General features: G+C 38.3%; 14 protein-coding genes. 10 read left to right on the top strand and 4 right to left on the bottom strand.

Going from position 1 to position 17,799, the window contains the following annotated elements; all coding sequences use genetic code 11:
* The first annotated feature begins 17 nt into the window (after positions 1-17).
* A complete protein-coding gene (locus HQN83_RS04020) occupies positions 18-2,750 on the top strand; it encodes a carboxypeptidase-like regulatory domain-containing protein (protein WP_173088899.1) in 2,733 nt (910 codons plus the stop codon).
* Positions 2,751-2,778: 28 nt separating this feature from the next.
* Positions 2,779-5,532 (top strand): carboxypeptidase-like regulatory domain-containing protein, encoded by a 2,754-nt coding sequence (locus tag HQN83_RS04025; RefSeq protein ID WP_173088901.1) that lies wholly within the window; start codon positions 2,779-2,781, stop codon positions 5,530-5,532.
* Here HQN83_RS04025 and HQN83_RS04030 read toward each other — a convergent pair.
* On the bottom strand, positions 5,525-6,274 hold the full coding sequence (locus HQN83_RS04030; RefSeq protein WP_173088903.1) for a DeoR/GlpR family DNA-binding transcription regulator: 750 nt from the start codon (positions 6,272-6,274) through the stop codon (positions 5,525-5,527). The two genes, HQN83_RS04025 and HQN83_RS04030, sit on opposite strands and share 8 nt — an antisense overlap.
* 105 nt (positions 6,275-6,379) lie before the next feature.
* Between HQN83_RS04030 and HQN83_RS04035 the strand changes: the two genes are divergently transcribed.
* The 3 genes from HQN83_RS04035 to uxaC all read left to right on the top strand — a co-directional run bounded on the left by HQN83_RS04035 (position 6,380) and on the right by uxaC (position 9,669).
* Positions 6,380-6,919: a 5' nucleotidase, NT5C type gene (locus HQN83_RS04035; RefSeq protein ID WP_173088905.1), complete on the top strand. Its 540-nt coding sequence runs from the start codon at positions 6,380-6,382 to the stop codon at positions 6,917-6,919.
* A gap of 145 nt (positions 6,920-7,064) precedes the next feature.
* A complete protein-coding gene (gene uxuA / locus HQN83_RS04040) occupies positions 7,065-8,258 on the top strand; it encodes a mannonate dehydratase (protein ID WP_246254282.1) in 1,194 nt (397 codons plus the stop codon).
* 1 nt (position 8,259) lies between these two features.
* Positions 8,260-9,669 (top strand): glucuronate isomerase, encoded by a 1,410-nt coding sequence (uxaC, locus tag HQN83_RS04045; protein WP_173088914.1) that lies wholly within the window; start codon positions 8,260-8,262, stop codon positions 9,667-9,669.
* Between the two features lie 10 nt (positions 9,670-9,679).
* Here the strand turns inward: uxaC and HQN83_RS04050 are convergent, their stop codons facing one another.
* The 3 genes from HQN83_RS04050 to HQN83_RS04060 are packed head-to-tail and all read right to left on the bottom strand — an operon-like array spanning position 9,680 to position 12,399.
* Positions 9,680-10,264 (bottom strand): LutC/YkgG family protein, encoded by a 585-nt coding sequence (locus HQN83_RS04050; protein ID WP_173088916.1) that lies wholly within the window; start codon positions 10,262-10,264, stop codon positions 9,680-9,682.
* Positions 10,257-11,636 (bottom strand): lactate utilization protein B, encoded by a 1,380-nt coding sequence (locus tag HQN83_RS04055; RefSeq protein WP_173088918.1) that lies wholly within the window; start codon positions 11,634-11,636, stop codon positions 10,257-10,259. The genes HQN83_RS04050 and HQN83_RS04055 overlap by 8 nt, the downstream gene beginning before the upstream one ends.
* Positions 11,637-11,658: 22 nt before the next feature.
* Complete coding sequence (locus HQN83_RS04060; RefSeq protein WP_173088920.1) at positions 11,659-12,399, bottom strand: (Fe-S)-binding protein; 741 nt, start codon at positions 12,397-12,399, stop codon at positions 11,659-11,661.
* 332 nt (positions 12,400-12,731) lie between these two features.
* On the opposite strand from HQN83_RS04060, the gene HQN83_RS04065 reads away from it, so the two are divergent.
* From HQN83_RS04065 to HQN83_RS04085, 5 genes are read left to right on the top strand one after another with little or no spacing between them, the layout of a single operon-like run.
* Positions 12,732-13,766, top strand: coding sequence for a LacI family DNA-binding transcriptional regulator (locus HQN83_RS04065; protein ID WP_173088922.1), 1,035 nt, complete (start codon positions 12,732-12,734; stop codon positions 13,764-13,766).
* A 23-nt stretch (positions 13,767-13,789) separates the two neighbouring features.
* Positions 13,790-14,983 carry a glycoside hydrolase family 88 protein gene (locus tag HQN83_RS04070; protein WP_173088924.1) on the top strand — a complete coding sequence of 398 codons (1,194 nt, stop codon included), beginning with the start codon at positions 13,790-13,792 and terminating at the stop codon, positions 14,981-14,983.
* Positions 14,984-15,011: 28 nt separating this feature from the next.
* On the top strand, positions 15,012-15,854 hold the full coding sequence (gene kduI, locus HQN83_RS04075; protein WP_173088926.1) for a 5-dehydro-4-deoxy-D-glucuronate isomerase: 843 nt from the start codon (positions 15,012-15,014) through the stop codon (positions 15,852-15,854).
* A gap of 5 nt (positions 15,855-15,859) precedes the next feature.
* Entirely contained in the window at positions 15,860-16,999 is a 1,140-nt protein-coding gene (locus HQN83_RS04080) for a DUF4861 family protein (protein ID WP_173088928.1), read from the top strand.
* Between the two features lie 13 nt (positions 17,000-17,012).
* Positions 17,013-17,783: an SDR family oxidoreductase gene (locus HQN83_RS04085; RefSeq protein WP_217277322.1), complete on the top strand. Its 771-nt coding sequence runs from the start codon at positions 17,013-17,015 to the stop codon at positions 17,781-17,783.
* Positions 17,784-17,799 lie beyond the last annotated feature (16 nt).

The raw sequence follows: 17,799 nt of genomic DNA on the forward strand, positions 1-17,799 counted from the left end.
CAAATACAAAGACAACTATGAAATTGAAGCGCTCCCTTTTTCTATTTTGTGCAATAACTCTAATTGGTGTGTTGGCTTTTACAAGTCGAGATGAAGACCCAGTTGAAAAGCTGGTAACTGCTTTGCAGAAATGGACAGATACTAATCCCCAAGAAAAAATCTATCTGCATACCGATAAACCCTATTATATTGTTGGTGATACCATATGGTTTAAAACATACGTAACCATAGGAAGTAAAAATCAACTTTCGGCATTAAGTGGAGCTGTTTATGTGGATCTGATTAATGAGGGTGATTCAGTTGCCCAGTCGCTTAAACTCCCTTTGACCGCTGGGATGGCCAAGGGAAATATTGTTTTATCTGATACAGTTTTACCTGAAGGAAATTATCGTTTGAGGGCTTATACCCAGTGGATGCGCAATGCGGGTTCTGACTATTTTTACGACAGAACCTTTAGTATAGGTAATTCTGTAGCTAACGCTGTTTTTGCAAAAATTGATTACATCTACACTCAAGATGGAACAAGTACCAAAGTAAAGGCACTATTAAAATACACCAATCAGAAAGGTGAACCTTATGTGGATAAGCCCATCAGGTATGAGTTAAGAAAAAGCTATAAGCTACTTGCAACCGGAGGCGGTAACACCAATGAACTTGGCGAAATCTCTGTGAACATTCCAGATTCAAAACCTGGGGACGTTTTGAACTCATACTTATTAACAAAGATTGCTATTGCCAAGGATGCAAATATTGTCAAATCATTTCCAATAAAAACCGCCTCATTAAAAACAGATGTTCAGTTTTTTCCTGAAGGGGGTAGTTTGGTTAATGGAGTGAGGTCAAGAATAGGATTTAAGGCAACTGGTACCAATGGGCTGGGGGTTCCTGTAAAGGGAGTAGTTATAGATAGCGAAGATAAAGAGGTGGCAGAGCTGGAAAGTAAGCATCTTGGGATGGGGTATTTTCAACTGACACCTGAGCAGGGTAAAACCTATCAGGCAAAAATAACTTACACTGATGGATCAGTTAACATCTTGAAGCTGCCTGACGCAGTTAATGATGGGTATGTGCTTTCTGTGTATAACAACCCGGAAACTGATACCATATTGGTAAGGGTAAATGCTAATGGTTCTACTTTGAAAAAGGAAGGTCAGGCTGTTAGTCTGGTAGCTCAATGTGGAGGTACAGTTCAATATGCAGCTAGTATTGTTATTAATAAAGCTGCTACTTCTATTCCTATTTCCGCTAAAGATTTTCCGTCCGGAATTTTGCAGATCAGTTTGTTTTCTGAAGAGGGTAGTCCTCTGAATGAAAGGGTTGTCTTTTTACAGAGAAATGATCTGATGGATTTGAAAATTAATAGTTCAAAAAAGGAATATGGTGTGCGGGAAAAAGTAGAGATGGAAATTGATGCCAAAGACGCTTCGGGTAAACCTCTTGTCGGGGATTTTTCAGTGTCAGTAATTAATGAAACTATAGTTCCTTCCGATGAAACTACAGAAAGTACGATAATTTCTCAACTGCTGCTAAGTTCTGATATAAGGGGTTATATAGAGAAACCTAATTACTATTTTTATAAACCTACAGATGAAACCAAGGCAAATCTTGATATCTTAATGCTTACTCAAGGATATAGGAGATTTGTTTGGAAGGATTTGATATCAGGTAAACAAGTGCCACCAATATATAGAGCGGAAAAGTTGGTTACTGACATTACAGGTAAGTTAGCTACTTTGGGGAATAAGCCTGTTGCAGGGGGTAAGGTTACATTAATGAATAATAAGCTAGGGTTGATTTTAGATACCGTATCCGATAATAATGGATTGTTTAAGTTCAGCAATCTGCTTATTACCGAGGGAATTGATTTCATGCTTCAGGGGAGGACATTGAAAAATGGAAAAAGATTAGAGCTTCAGCTTGATAAAGTGACGCAGCATGAGCCAACGTCTAACGTGAATATAGGAGATATTAATACCAATATACCTGCAGTGCTTAAAGCCTCAATAGAAAATAATATTGAACAGGATATGGATTTGCAAAAACATGGAAAGACAGGTCGAGTGCAGCAGCTAAGGGAAGTTCAGGTAAGTGCAAGCAAAAAGTGGGGGTTTGGAAATCATATCAATGAAAATCAGGCAGATGAGGTGTTTAAGCCGGATAGTCGGAGGCCATGCGCAACACTTAAAGAGTGTTTAGAAGAAATGGATAAAACAAGGGTTTCATTTACATTGAATAAAGGTGGACTATGGCAGTTAAAAGGAAATTATGTTACATTAATAGATGATGTGTTAATTGAACCTGAGGATTATCAGGAGCTTCTTTTATCTGATGTTTCTGATATAAGAAAGATATATTTCTCCTATCAAAGCAGGGTTATGTCTGCAAGATTATTGGCCAGTTACATGGCCAGATTTGACCCAAAGGACCCTCCTTCAGTAATGGCAATTTATACTAAAAGCGGCAATTTTCGTAAAAAGTATGATCCTTCGGTGGTTTATTATACACCAAAAGGGTTTAGTGCTGTAAAAGAATTTTATGCACCTAAATATGATAATCCTGCAGCTAGTAACCCGTTGACAGATTTAAGAAGTACAATTTATTGGAATCCAGCTACAGTTACAGATCAGGAGGGTAAAGTTAAACTTACTTATTTCAATTCAGATAATAAAGGAACTTACCGCGTAACTGTTGAAGGAATTAATGCCGATGGTTTACTGGGTAGACAGGTTTATCGTTATACCGTGAATTGATTGAGTAATCTTATTTAATAATGTAATTATGAAATTGAAAGTTTCTCTTTTCGCTATTTTCACACTATTTATATTAATCTTTTTGGCCTTTGTGTCGAAAGACGAAGATCCGATAGAGAAGCTTTTAGCATCTCTACAGAGCTGGACGGACAATAATCCTCAGGAAAAGGTTTACCTGCATACAGATAAACCTTATTATGTTGTTGGTGATACCATTTGGTTTAAGGCCTATGTAACAATAGGAGCCAAGCATCAGCTATCTGCATTAAGTGGTGCAGTATATGTAGATCTGATTAATGAAGGTGATTCTCTTGCTCAGTCGCTTAAGTTGCCGCTTATGGCAGGAATGGCTAAGGGGAGTATCGTGCTCTCTGATACCTCTATTCGTGAAGGGAATTATCGCTTAAGAGCTTATACCCAATGGATGCGTAATGCAGGGCCAGATTACTTCTACGATAGAACTTTTAGTGTAGGTAACTCTGCAGCAAATACTGTGTTTGCGAAAATAGATTACATCTATACCAAAGATGGAGCGCAAACAAAAGTAAAGGCGCTGATAAAATACACCGATCAAAAAGGAAAACCGTATGCCGATAAAGCTGTTAGGTACGAATTAAAAGAAGGCTTTGAATCAATTGTTACTGGTGGAGGTAAGACGAATGAGTTGGGAGAGCTGAGCATAAACCTGCCAGATCGAAAGAAAGAAAGTAAAGGTAGTGCTTATGTTTTAACAAGGATCACCATTGCGGATGGTGAAAATGTTCCTAAATCGTTCCCTATTAAAAGGGCTTCGCAGCAAACTGATGTCCAATTTTTCCCCGAGGGTGGAAATCTTGTAAATGATATAATAACAAAGGTGGGGGTAAAAGCAATTGGGGTAAATGGTTTAGGGGTGTTGGTACAGGGAGTTGTAATTGACAATGAAAATAATGAGGTTGCCAAATTGGAAACTACACATTTTGGTATGGGATATTTTAGTTTGAAACCGGAACAAGGTAAGACCTATCAGGTAAAGATAACCTATCCCGATGGATCCGTAAATATGTTAAAGCTGCCTAAAGCAGTTAGTGATGCTTATGCGCTTTCTGTGTACAACAATTCTGGAGCCGATACCATTTTGGTAAGGATAGGAGCGGGCAGTTCCATTTTGAAAAAAGGAGATCAAGTTGTCAGTTTAGTCGCCCAATCAGGAGGTGATCTGCAATATGCGGCCGACATTCCCATTAGTAAATCGGTTACTTCAATTCCAATTCCTTCAAAGGGCTTTTCTTCTGGTATTTTACAATTTACGCTCTTTTCTAAATCCGGTGATCCACTTAATGAAAGGATTGTTTTTGTACAAAAGAATGATCGTATGGATTTGAAAGTTAGTAGTTCTAAAAAAGAATATTCGCTAAGAGAGAAAGTCGAAATAGACCTGGATGCTAAAGATGCTGTGGGGAAACCTTTAGTGGTTAATTTTTCGGTGTCGGTAATTGATGAGGGGGTAGTTCCTTCAGATGAAACTAACGAGAATTCTATATTCTCTCAATTGTTATTGAGCGCTGATATAAAAGGTTATATAGAGAAACCTAATTATTATTTTTACAACCCAACAGAGGAAACCAAAACGAATCTTGATATTTTAATGCTTACTCAGGGTTATAGAAGATTTGTCTGGAAAGACCTGATTTCAGGTAAACAAATTCCCCCAATATATAAAGCAGAAAAGCTGGTAACCAACATTACCGGAAAGCTAATGACATTGAGCGGTAAACCTATGGCTGGTGGTAAGGTTACGCTAATTAATAATAAGCTAGGCTTAGTTTTAGATACGGTTTCTGATAGCAAAGGGCAGTTTAAGTTCAGTAATCTTCTGATTACTGAAGGAATTGATTTTACTATTCAGGGTAGGACAGTAAAAAATGGTAAAAGATTGGAGGTACAGATTGATAAGGTCGTTGGACAAGATGTTACGCCAAATGTTAATATTGGCGATATCAATTCAGATATTCCTAAGGCGCTCATGGCATCTATAGAAAATAGTGTAAAGCAAGATCTGGATATGCAAAAACATGGTCGAATGGGGCGTAATCAGCAATTGAAAGAAGTCCGGATTCAGGCAAGTAAGCTGCCTAAATTTGGTAACACCATACTTGAAAGCCAGGCCGACCAGGTTTTTAGACCAAATCCAGGACAAAATTGTGGCACGTTTAAAGACTGTCTGGAGAAAATGGACAATAACAAAAGTGTATTTTTTGAACTCGTCACGTCGGTAGATTGCGGGCCTATGTGGGTGGCACGTCCCAAATCAGAGCCAGAAGTGTATGCCGTAACTATTGATGGATGGCTGCTTGAAAGTTGTGATTTTCAGGAGCTACTATTGGGAGATGGATCAAACATTAGTAAAGTATATTTTGCCTATGATAGTTACGCTGTAAGAGCCAGGTTACTCAGAGGGAGGTTTGGTGGATCAAAGCCCCCACCGGTAATGGCGATTTATACGAAGAATGGTAATTTTCGCTCAGGTTATGATCCTTCTTTAGTGTATTATGCTCCAAAAGGCTATGCTTCGGTAAAGGAGTTCTATGCACCTAAATATGATAATAGTGGAGTGAATAGCCCTCTTGCAGATTTAAGAAGTACCATTTACTGGAATCCTGCAACAGTTACTAATAAGGAGGGTAAAGCTAAAATCACTTTTTTCAATTCGGATAATAAAGGAACTTACCGTGTAACTGTTGAAGGAATTAATGCCGATGGTTTATTGGGTAGGCAAGTGTATAGATACGAGGTTAGATAATTTCAATCCCTGCATCCTTATAGTGCTGTAGATTCCCTTCTTTTGGATCTATGTCAGTTATTATTGTGTCTAGTTCGTTTGTTGCGCAGATGTAGTAATTTTCAGCTGTATCTAATTTTTCAAATGTTGAAAGTGCAATGATATGTTTGGATGTTTCAACCATGGCTTTCTTCATCTGGCTATCTTCGTAATTTAGGCCGGTAACTCCAAGGTTAAGGTCGATACTGCAAATGCCTAAAAAGCAAATGTCGGCACGCACATTTTTAATGGCCTGTATAGCATCATGCCCCATTGTAGAGAAAGATGATTTATTTAATCGGCCACCAACAAAAATAACCTCAGCATTTGGATGATCTTCGAGGACGTTGGCTACGGGGAAGTTGTTGGTTACTACAGTTATATTTAGTTCTTTAGGTAAGTTAGTTGCGACTGCTAATGCAGATGTTCCGGCGTCGAATATAATCACCTGGCCATCTTTAATGAACTTTAAGGCTTTGGCAGCAATTATCTCTTTGTGACCAACATCATAATTCTCCCGTTCTCTATAGTGTCTTGGAATAGGGGAGTGCAGAACTGCCCCACCACGTACTGCTTTAAGCAAACCTTCATCAGATAGCTCTTTAATATCTCTCCTTACGGTGTCTTCAGAAACATTTAATAGTTTGCTTAAATCCCCTAAAAGTACCTTGCCTTCTTTGGTAATGTGATCTATTATCTGTTGTAATCTTTCGGCCTTTATCATAATTGTTTTGCAATATTATGCAATATTAAGAAAATTAATTTGCAATATATTGCAAATTGTAGTATTTTTGTTGCAACTTATTACAAGATACTAATTAAATTAATTATGAGAAAAACAATAGCAATTGATATGGATGGTGTACTCGCAGATATTGAGAACCATTTCATAAACTGGTATGAAAGAGACTACGGTGTTAAGGTGAACCGTGAAGATATGTTAGGTGTACTTGAATCTGAAGGGTTTCCGGATAAGACTGCGGTTCAAAGATTTGTTTATACTCCCGGATTTTTCAGAACAATACCTGTAATGCCAGGAGCAATAGAAGCAGTAAAAGAGTTAATGGAGACTTACGATGTTTATGTGGTATCGGCAGCAACAGAATTCCCTCAATGCTTATCTGAAAAACAAGAATGGTTAGCTGAGCATTTTCCATCTATTAGCTGGAGAAACATCGTTTTTTGTGGAGATAAAAGCATTATCAACACGGATTATATGATAGATGACCACTGTAAAAACCTTGATTTCTTTAAGGGTAAACCGATTATGTTTACTGCTGCACACAATGTTTACAAAACGCATCATGAAAGAGTAGATAACTGGAATGATGTAATGGCCTTCTTTGAGAAAGAGGAAGTTCCGGCATAATAGCCTTTAGTTAATCTGTCGAAAACGTTTTCGATAATAAATGCTGATTAACATGCATTTAATGTTCTAAACAAGATTTATATTTAGTTTTTATACCCTTTATTACTGCATTAGTAAATAGCGGTATAAAGAAACTAAATATAATATGAGCCAAGGCAGTAAAATACACAGAATGATTCAAACCATGCGTTGGTTTGGGCCCAAAGATCCGGTAAGCTTATCAGACATCAGACAAGCTGGTTGCACCGGAGTTGTTAGTGCACTTCATCATATTCCAAATGGAGAAATCTGGACTGTTGAGGAAATCTTAAAACATAAAAATATAATTGAACAAGCTGGTCTTGAGTGGGATGTGGTAGAAAGTGTACCCGTTCACGAAGCTATAAAAACTCAGGATAAAGGCTTTGAAAATTATATATCCAATTATAAAACTTCTTTAAAGAATCTGGCTTCTTGCGGTATATCAGTTGTTACCTACAATTTTATGCCGGTACTGGATTGGACAAGAACGAACCTTGCTTTTGAACTTGAAAATGGAGCTAAAGCTTTAAAGTTCGAGAAAGCAGCGCTTGTTGCATTTGATGTATATATGCTCAATAGGCCAAAAGCGGCTGATGACTATACCTATCAGGAACTTGAAAATGGTAGGTTGCGTTTTGAACAGATGTCTGAAGAGGAGCGTTTAGTACTGCAAAGAAACATTATTGCCGGCCTGCCGGGAAGCGAAGAGAGTTTTACGTTAAACCAGTTTCAGGAAGCTTTAGATAAGTATAAAGGGATTGATGAAGAACGGCTTTCGCAAAATCTTATTCATTTCCTTTCAGAAATTGTTCCGGTTGCCGATGCAGTAGGAATAAAACTTGCCATTCATCCTGATGACCCACCTTATCCTATTTTCGGTTTGCCAAGGGTGGTTAGCACAGCACCACAGGTTCAAAAACTGTTCTCTGCGGTTCCATCATTGAATAATGGACTTTGTTTCTGTACAGGTTCGTTTGGTGTGAGAGAGGATAATTGCCTGCCCGAAATGGTTGATGCATTCGGCGAAAGGATTCATTTTATTCATTTGAGGAGTACAAAAAGGAATGAAGTGGGAGATTTTTATGAGGACAATCATTTAGAAGGGGATGTAGATATGTATCGTGTTGTAAAGCAAATTCTGTTGGTACAACAAAGAAGACAGTTGAGTATTCCAATGCGACCAGATCATGGTCACCAGATGCTTGATGACTTAAAGAAAAAAACTAATCCCGGTTATTCTGCTATAGGCAGGTTAAAAGGCCTCGCTGAATTAAGAGGATTAGAATTCGCAATAATAAACCAGTTATCAGATAAATAATATGAAAGAAGGAGCAGTAATACCTGAAGATTTTTTGCTGCAAGGCAAAAAAGCGGAAGTACTTTTTAATGAATATGCAAAGCACCTTCCTATAATTGATTATCATAATCATTTGCCTCCACAGGAAATAGCGGAGAACAAAAAGTTTGCTAATCTAACTGAAATCTGGCTTAAAGGAGATCATTATAAATGGAGAGGCATGCGTGCATTGGGGGTTAGTGAAGAGCTGATTACCGGCAAGGCTCCAGATCAGGATAAGTTTATGGCCTGGGCCAGGGTAGCACCTTCAACAGTAAGAAATCCATTGTTCCATTGGACTCATATGGAACTTCAAAATCCTTTTGGCATAAACTCTTTTTTAAATGCTGATTCCGGTAGAAGAATTTATGAGCAATGTAATGCATTACTTACTAAAGATGAGTTTTCTACCCAAGGCTTACTGAATCATTTTAAAGTAGAAATGGTAGGTACCACAGATGATCCTTGCGATGATCTTAAATATCATAAACAACTTAGTGAAAGTGATTTTTCAGTAAAAGTAAAGCCTTCATTTAGGCCGGATAAAGCTTTGCTGATTGATAAAACAGTTCAGTTTAAAGATTATATAAAGCAACTTTCTGCAGTTTCAGGAATTGTAATAACTGATATAAATGAGTTGCTTGCTGCTTTAAAACAGCGTGTTGATTATTTTGCTCAGCATAATTGCAGTGTTTCTGATCATGGATTAGCTACATTGCCTGCAACTTATAGCTTAACTGACACAGAGAAAAGGGAATTTGTTAGTTTTTTAAAAACTGATGATGCTGTGTTTTCTAATCCTGATGCTTTTGCAGGTTATGTTTTAACAGAATTGAGCAAACTATATCACGAAAGAGATTGGGTACAACAATTTCACCTGGGGGCAATTAGAAATAATAACCTGGGCATGTTTAATAAAATAGGCGCAGATACAGGGTACGACTCTATTGGCGACTTTAAACACGCTGAAAGACTATCAGGGTTTTTAGGGAATCTGAGCATTACAGATCAGCTTACTAAAACCATTATCTATAATCTTAATCCTGCAGATAATGAAGTTTTTGCTGCCATGACCGGTAATTTTGCCGATGGAAGAATGAAAGGTAAGATGCAGTTTGGCTCCGGTTGGTGGTTCTTAGATCAGAAAGATGGTATGGAGAAGCAATTGAACGCATTATCTAATATGGGGATGGTAAGTAATTTTGTAGGTATGCTTACAGATTCGCGTAGTTTCCTATCTTATTCGCGTCACGAGTATTTCAGAAGGATATTGTGTAATCTTTTCGGAGCAGAAATGGAGAATGGAATATTGCCGAATGACGAGAAGTGGATTGGGCAAATCATTAGTGATATCTGTTATTACAATGCTAAAGAATATTTTAAATTAGGTTAGGGGTTAATCCCTAACCTAATAAAAATACGGTCATACTTTTAGGCCCGTGAGCTCCAAGTACTAAAGATTGTTCAATATCTGCAGTTTTGGATGGGCCTGCAATAAAAGATCCAAATCCATATTCAGCATCACCTATTTTGCTATAAGCATCGTGCATAGTAGCAACGATGTCTGCCTTATTTACTACAACAGCTAGCTGCTGACAAATAAAAGGCACAGCTCTTTGGTGCATCAAGTCTTCAGTAATCCACAATGCTGCATTTTCTGCAACACCAAAATGAGCTTTAATTACTGCCAAATCAACATCTTCATAACTATGAGGATCTTTGTTCTCCCATCCGGATTCTGTTACTGAGGCAAGTTCAGGTAGGGTAGAAATTAGTCTCTTTTTAGCTTTAAATTCCTGTTGAATATATTGTGCGATCTCTTCAAAATTGCTAACCTCAACTACAGCTCCACCTATGGTTGTCAGCACAGTTTTAAACTGCGTTAGGCTGTCCATTCCGCCAGGTACAGTACTTAAGTCTGCCGGTAGTGGACGTGGGCCTGGTTGATTTGTTTTTACTTTAGCCAGTATTTCTTCTCTGCTAGTCATTTTTATTGTTTTGTTTATACCATTCTCCAAATGATTGCTTTGGTGGTTCAGGCATTTCTCTGTGTTTATACCAAAGATTTAATTTGTTGTTTACCGTGAAAGGTGCATGTTTTAGCACGAAGCGGCCTGCTTTTCCGGCAAACTTGTATATAGTCGGATTTGATAAGGTAAAATCCATCGCCTTCATGGCTATTGCCTTTTTCGGGTCAGCATATCCCTCTTTTACAATGACCTGGCGCCATTTATAAAGCTGCTCATGAATGTTTATTTTTACCGGACATACATTGCTGCACGACCCGCAAAGGGTAGAGGCAAATGGAAGATCGGCGTAATTCTTCATGTCGAGGTTTGGAGCCAATATAGAGCCTATAGGGCCTGCAATTGCAGTATGGTAACTGTGGCCACCGCTTCTGCGATAAACCGGACAAGTGTTCATACAAGCTGCACAACGGATACATTTAAGGGAGTTGCGGAAATCCTCTCTTCCAAGTTGCGTAGTTCTTCCATTATCCACCAAAACGATATGCATGGTTTGTCCGGGTCTTGGTTTCTTGAAATGACTTGAATAGGTAGTGATAGGTTGTCCGGTTGCACTTCTGGTAAGTATTCTTAAAAATACAGAAAGGTGTTTACGTAGAGGTAGTAACTTCTCGATTCCCATACAGGCGATGTGTACATCGGCAAGATGCGCACCCATATCTGCATTACCTTCGTTTGTACATACTACAAATTCACCGGTTTCTGCTACTGCAAAATTTACTCCTGTAATCGCGGCTTTTCTGGTAATGAACTTTTCGCGTAAGTGGTCTCTGGCTGCTGCTGTTAGATATACAGGATCTGACGCCCCCTCAAGAGTGCCAAGATGCTTGTGAAACAATTCGCCAATTTCTTCTTTCTTTTTATGGATACAAGGAAGTACGATATGGCTAGGTGGTTCTTCGGCTAACTGCACAATGCGCTCGCCTAAGTCAGTATCTATAACTTCAATATCGTTTTTATGGAGGTAATCATTTAAATGGCATTCCTCAGTAAGCATTGATTTGCTTTTAACGATGCGGTTTACACCGTTTTCCTTTAAAATGGAATGCACTATTTTATTGTGTTCTTCGCCATTTGCAGCCCAATGAACTTTTATGCCGTTCTTTTCTGCATTGGCTTCAAATTGCAACAGGTATTCGTGCATGTTTGATAGCACATTGTCTTTTATTTGTGATGCGGTTTCGCGCAAGGTTTCCCATTCAGGTAAACTGTGCGCAGCCTTATCCCGCTTGGCCCTCACAAACCAAAGCGTTTCATCATGCCAGTCTACACGCGCTTCATCTTTATTGAAGATGTCGGATAATTGAGCGTGATCTTTTGCTCCTGTACTCATTTTATTACTGTTGGTTGTGGGTTTAAAATTCCTGTGCGTTTAATATCTCTGCAATATGTATCACTTTAACATTGCTGTTTTGTCTGCGTAAAATACCTTCCATATGCATCAGGCAAGACATGTCTGCTGCGGTAATGTACTCCGCGCCACCATTAAGGTGATCTGCAACTCTGTCTTTACCCATTTTTACAGAAACAGCTTCTTCAGCAACACAAAAAGTACCACCAAAACCACAGCACTCATCAGGACGTTTCAGGTCAATTAGTTCTAAACCTTGGACCATATTTAGCAAATGTAAAGGTTTAGAGAAAGGAGCCTCAACAAGTTCTGTCATTTGAGCCAGCATCAATCCACGCTGTCCGTGGCAACTTTGGTGTACGCCAACTTTATGTGGGAAGCTTGCAGTTAATTTCTCAACTTTAAGAACATCTGTAAGAAACTCAGTTAGTTCATAGATTTTTTTTCTGATCCCAAGGGCTTTGTCTTCGGCCTTTTCAGCATGAAGGTGATCCTTAATGTGAAGTACGCAGCTCCCGGAAGGGGATACCACATAATCAAACTCTGAAAAGTTTTCTATAAACAGATCGTTGCATCCTTGCGTAAGGTGTTCAAAACCGGAATTGGCCATTGGCTGACCGCAACAGGTTTGTTTAGTGGGATAAACCACATCAACGCCTAGTTTTTTCAGTAAAGTTAAGGTTGCAATTGCGGCATTTGGGTAGAACTGGTCGATGTAACAGGGGATAAAAAGTCCAACAGTCATGGTTAAAAGTATCTGGTCTTACTTGGTTTAGGTTGTGTGTTTAAGCAAATATAATTATGCTATGCGGTAAATATAAGGTTATTAAGAATATTATGCAGAATAGTTTGTTATTTAGAAAGGAAACGATTTCATATAATGATATTCAGATTAAGTTATTTAAATCAGAAAAACTTAATCTAAAGAATTTAACTAGGATTACTAGAGCTAATTATACATTATAAATACTGATAAATTCATTTGTTGGTATTTATGAAAACGTTTTCATATTATTGTATTATTGGTTAGCTTGGAAATTATATAAGCTTAAGCCGGTAACCCTATATCATATTTAAATGGCCAATCCAAAAAAGGCACAACAAAATACAATCCTGGATATCGCAGAAGCTTTAAAGCTTTCACCTGCAACAATTTCCCGTGCGCTTAGTGGCCATCCTTATGTAAAGGAGAAAACAAAAAATGATGTGCTAAAAATGGCTGCACAACTGGGGTATAGACGTAACAATATGGCTTCGGGACTTAGAAGCAATAAAACCCATACCATCGGACTTATTGTGCCAAGGATTTCTATGTTTTTTCATGCCGAGGTAATTACTACCATTCAGAATGGTTTGCATAAGTACGGCTATAACCTGATCATATGCCAGTCTAACGATTCATTAGATATGGAGAAAGAGCTTGCTGAGATACTTTTTTCTTCCAGAGTTGATGCTTTAATTGCGGCCTGTACATTGCACACTGTAGATTTTAGTCATTTCGATAAGCTTTTACTAAACGGTACGCCCGTAGTTTTTTACGACCGTGTACCTCTAAATGAGCAACATGCGGCAATAATAAAAGGCGATGATTTTAGGGGAGGTTATATTGCAACCACTCATCTTATTGAAACAGGCTGCAAAAGGATTGCACATATCTCTGGTCCTTTAACCTCAAATTTATACCAGGATCGTTCCTCTGGGTTTCAGCAGGCTATGGAACAGCACAAACTTCCTGTAAATAAAATCTGGGTGTTTCATCAGGAATTAACACATACCAATGCGAGAGAAGCCATGCGGAAAATGTTTGAAGGAGAGGTAACTCCTGACGGCGTGTTTACAGATAATGATACCAGTGCTATAGCTGCACTTGAATTTGCAAGAGAAAAAGGAATCAACGTTCCTGGCGACTTAAAAATTATTGGCTACTCGAATGATCCGCGAACTTCAATAATTACGCCTTCAATAACTACGATAGAACAATTTCCAGATGAAGTGGGTAAAAAAATAGTTGAAACGCTAATGGATTTGCTAAAGTCTGGCGGAAATAATGTTGATGAGAGAATTCAACCCATAATTATACCTGTGCAGTTAATTAGAAGAATGACAACCTGAAAACCGAATATAAAACCATATAGATGATGAAAAAACTATTAATCGCAGTCTGTTTTTTACTGATAAATAATGGCATGCTAAGCGCTCAGAACAAGAGCGTAAAAATGAGTCAATTGATAGATGATCAGTTTAAATTTGCAGATCAGCAATACAAAGTTCTGGCAAAAAATGTTCCTGCTGATGTAATGCCCAAAACCTATTATGAAAAAACAGGTAAAGTAGAAACTAGTGATACCAAATGGTGGTGTAGTGGTTTTTTTCCGGGCACACTGCTTTATATTTATGAATACACAAAAGATGCTGAGATCCTGAAGGAAGCTAAAGCTCGCCTTGCAATTCTAGAAAAGGAAAAGCATTACACAGGTAATCATGACCTTGGTTTTATGATGTACTGCAGCTTTGGTAATGCCTATCGCATCTTTAAAGATCCATCGTATAAAACAACAATAGATACTGCTGCAGAATCTTTGTCTACACGCTACCATCCAGAAGCGAAAGTAATCCAGTCCTGGAATTCAAGTAAAAAAATGGCAGGCCCGGTTATTATAGATAACATGATGAATCTGGAGCTACTAAGTTGGGTTAGCGATCATGGTGGTGACAAAAAATACAAGGAGATTGCGATTACTCATGCTAATTCAACCATCAAGAATCATTTCAGACCAGATTTCAGTTCATATCATGTTGTCGATTATGATATGAAAACCGGTAAGGTATTGCAAAAAATAACAGCGCAAGGTGCTGCAGATTCATCAGCATGGAGCAGAGGACAGGCTTGGGGTTTGTATGGATATACCATGATGTATCGTTTTACTAAAGACAAGCAATACTTAAAACAGGCAAAAAGTATTGCTAAATTCATGTTAAATGATCCAAGTATGCCTGCCGATATGATTCCTTACTGGGATTACGATGCGCCAGGAATACCTAATACCTACCGTGATGCTTCTGCTGGAGCTGTTATGGCTTCGGCATTATTAGAACTTGCTCAGTATGCTGATAAAGCAGAACGCAAACAATATTTAAGTGCTGCAGAAACAGCATTGAAGACTTTGGCTTCTGATTCCTATCGTGCAAAACTAGGAGAGAATGGCGGGTTTTTGTTGAAACACAGTGTAGGTTCAATACCTCACAATTCGGAAATTGATGTTCCCTTAACTTATGCCGATTACTACTTTTTAGAAGCCTTACACCGTTATAAAAACTGGTATTTATAAACCGCATTTAAAAAAACAACAAGAAAATATGCAAACACATTTTGAAAGCCGCTACGCATTAAGTCCAACTGAAACTAAACAAATGGTTACAGCAGATTTGCGTAAAAATTTTCTAATCCCGGAAATATTCGAAGCCGATCATATTCATCTTACCTTATCTCATTACGATCGCTATATAGCTGGAGGTGCAATGCCTGTAAATGAAACTATTGAACTTTCAAATCCTGATAGCTTAAAAGCAGCCTACTTTTTAGAAAGAAGAGAAATGGGCATTATCAACGTAGGTGGTAAAGGTACTATAGTTGCTGATGGAGTAAGTTATATTCTTGATTTTAAAGAAGCTCTTTATATCGGAAAGGGAACTAAAAACGTAACTTTTACTTCTGCGGATAAATTGAAGCCTGCAAAATTCTATATCAATTCGGCCCCTGCTCACCATAAATATCCTACCAAAAAGGTATCAAAAGCAGAAGCCGAAATTGTTGAATTAGGAAGCCCGGAAACAGCAAATCACCGTGTTATCAATAAACTGTTGGTGAATAGTGTTTTGCCTACTTGTCAACTGCAAATGGGAATGACTGAGTTAAAGAGTGGAAGTGTTTGGAATACCATGCCTGCTCATACTCACGACCGACGTATGGAGGTTTACTTCTATTTTGAAGTTCCACAAGGTCAAAGTGTTTGCCATTTTATGGGTGAACCACATGAAACCAGACATATTTGGATGCAAAATGAGCAAGCGGTGATTTCACCTAACTGGTCTATACATTCAGGTGCTGGTACTAGTAACTATACTTTTATTTGGGGTATGGCTGGTGAGAATCTTGATTATGGCGATATGGATCATTGTGCTATTAATGAGCTTAAGTAACAATTATGAGAAAGGTATTTGCACTTTTATTGTTGCTACCCGGTGCGTCATTTTTTGGACAAGCACAAACAAATACAGCCAAAACAACCATTGTTATTAAGAACTCATCTGATATAGATCGGGTAGGAGAAGTGTTGTCTATTAACTGGGCAAGTGTCATCACAAGATATCCGAGTATTGATACTGCTAATTTCAAAGTGTTGGATGCTGTTACCAAAAAGGAAGTTCCTTTTCAGTTGGAGCATAAAGGAGAAGTAGCGATTCAGAATTTATTGATACAGGTTAATATTAAAGCAAAGGGGAATGCTAAGCTCTTAATTGTTGAGGGTAAACCTGCAGTTATGGCTAAAAAAACCTATGGCCGTTATGTTCCTGAACGTTATGACGATTTTGCATGGGAAAACGATAAAGTGGCCAATCGGATGTACGGAAAGGCTTTGGAAACGAGAAAAGACAATGCTTTTGGGATAGATATTTGGGTGAAGAAAACCAATAAACTTGTAATTAACGATTGGTACAAAAGAGGAGATTACCATACCGATCATGGTGATGGAATGGATTACTATAGCGTAGGCTTAACATTAGGGGCGGGAGATATAGCGCCTTTTGTTAAAGATTCTGTGTATTACTCTAAAAATTATCACAATTGGAAAGTATTGGATAATGGTCCATTGCGAACCTCTTTTCGATTGTATTATGACGAACGGGATGTAGCTGGTAAATCGGTAAAAGTGGTAAAAACAATAACTCTGGATGCAGGGTCTCACTTTAATCGCATACAAGCTGATTATTCTTATTCAGGAGGTGCAGATCTTCCGGTAGTGATTGGTATAGTTAAACGTGCCGAACCGGGAGCTATTATTATGGATGAACAGCAGGGTATATTAGGCTACTGGGAGCCGGAGCATGGTGTAGATGGAACTACTGGTGTAGCAACAATACTTCCCGCGGGAAAAGTAAAAATGAATACGGATAAGGTTCATTTGCTTACTCATACTTCGGTAAAAAGTAATGAACCGTTGGTGTATTATAATGGTTCTGCCTGGAGTAAGGGTAACGAAATTACCAATGCAAAGGCATGGTTTAAGCTTCTGGATACTTTTAATCAGAAATTAAAGCAGCCCCTAACTGTAAAAGTGCAATAAGAAAAATAAAAAAATGGCAGTGCTTGATTTATTCAATTTAAAAGGAAAAATAGCTTTAGTAACAGGTTGTAAAAGAGGTATAGGTAAAGCTATGGCCGAAGCGCTTGCAGAAGCCGGTGCCGACATTATAGGTGTATCAGCAAGTTTAGAGCTATCAGGTAGCGAGGTAGAAAAATCTATAACCTCAATTGGTAAGCAATTTTATGCCTATCAATGTGATTTTAGTGATAGGAATTCACTTAAACAATTCATAGATCAGGTAAAAAAAGATCACCCTGTAATAGATATTTTGGTAAATAATGCAGGAACTATTTTAAGAAAGCCGATAGCTGAACACCCTGATGAGTATTGGGATGAAGTGGTTGCTGTAAATCAAACTGCTCCATTTATCCTGACAAGGGAAATTGGAAAAGAAATGGTTTTGAGAGGTAGTGGAAAGGTTATTTTTACAGCTTCACTATTAACATTTCAAGGTGGTATTACTGTGCCGGGTTATGCTGCCAGTAAGGGTGCAATTGGTCAGTTAACAAAGGCTTTTGCTAATGAGTGGGCTGCTAAAGGAGTAAATGTAAATGCTATAGCACCAGGATATATTTCGACCGACAATACCACTGCGCTGAGAGCAGATGAGAATCGTAGTCGCTCTATTATGGAGCGTATTCCGGCTGGCCGTTGGGGTGATCCTGAAGATTTCAAAGGGCCGGTGGTTTTTCTGGCTTCAGAGGGGTCTTCTTACATGCACGGCACTGTTATGACGGTAGACGGTGGCTGGATGGGGCGATAAAGCTATATTGATAGAA

Source organism: Pedobacter foliorum (assembly GCF_013266735.1).
GTDB classification, from domain to species: Bacteria; Bacteroidota; Bacteroidia; order Sphingobacteriales; family Sphingobacteriaceae; genus Pedobacter; species Pedobacter foliorum.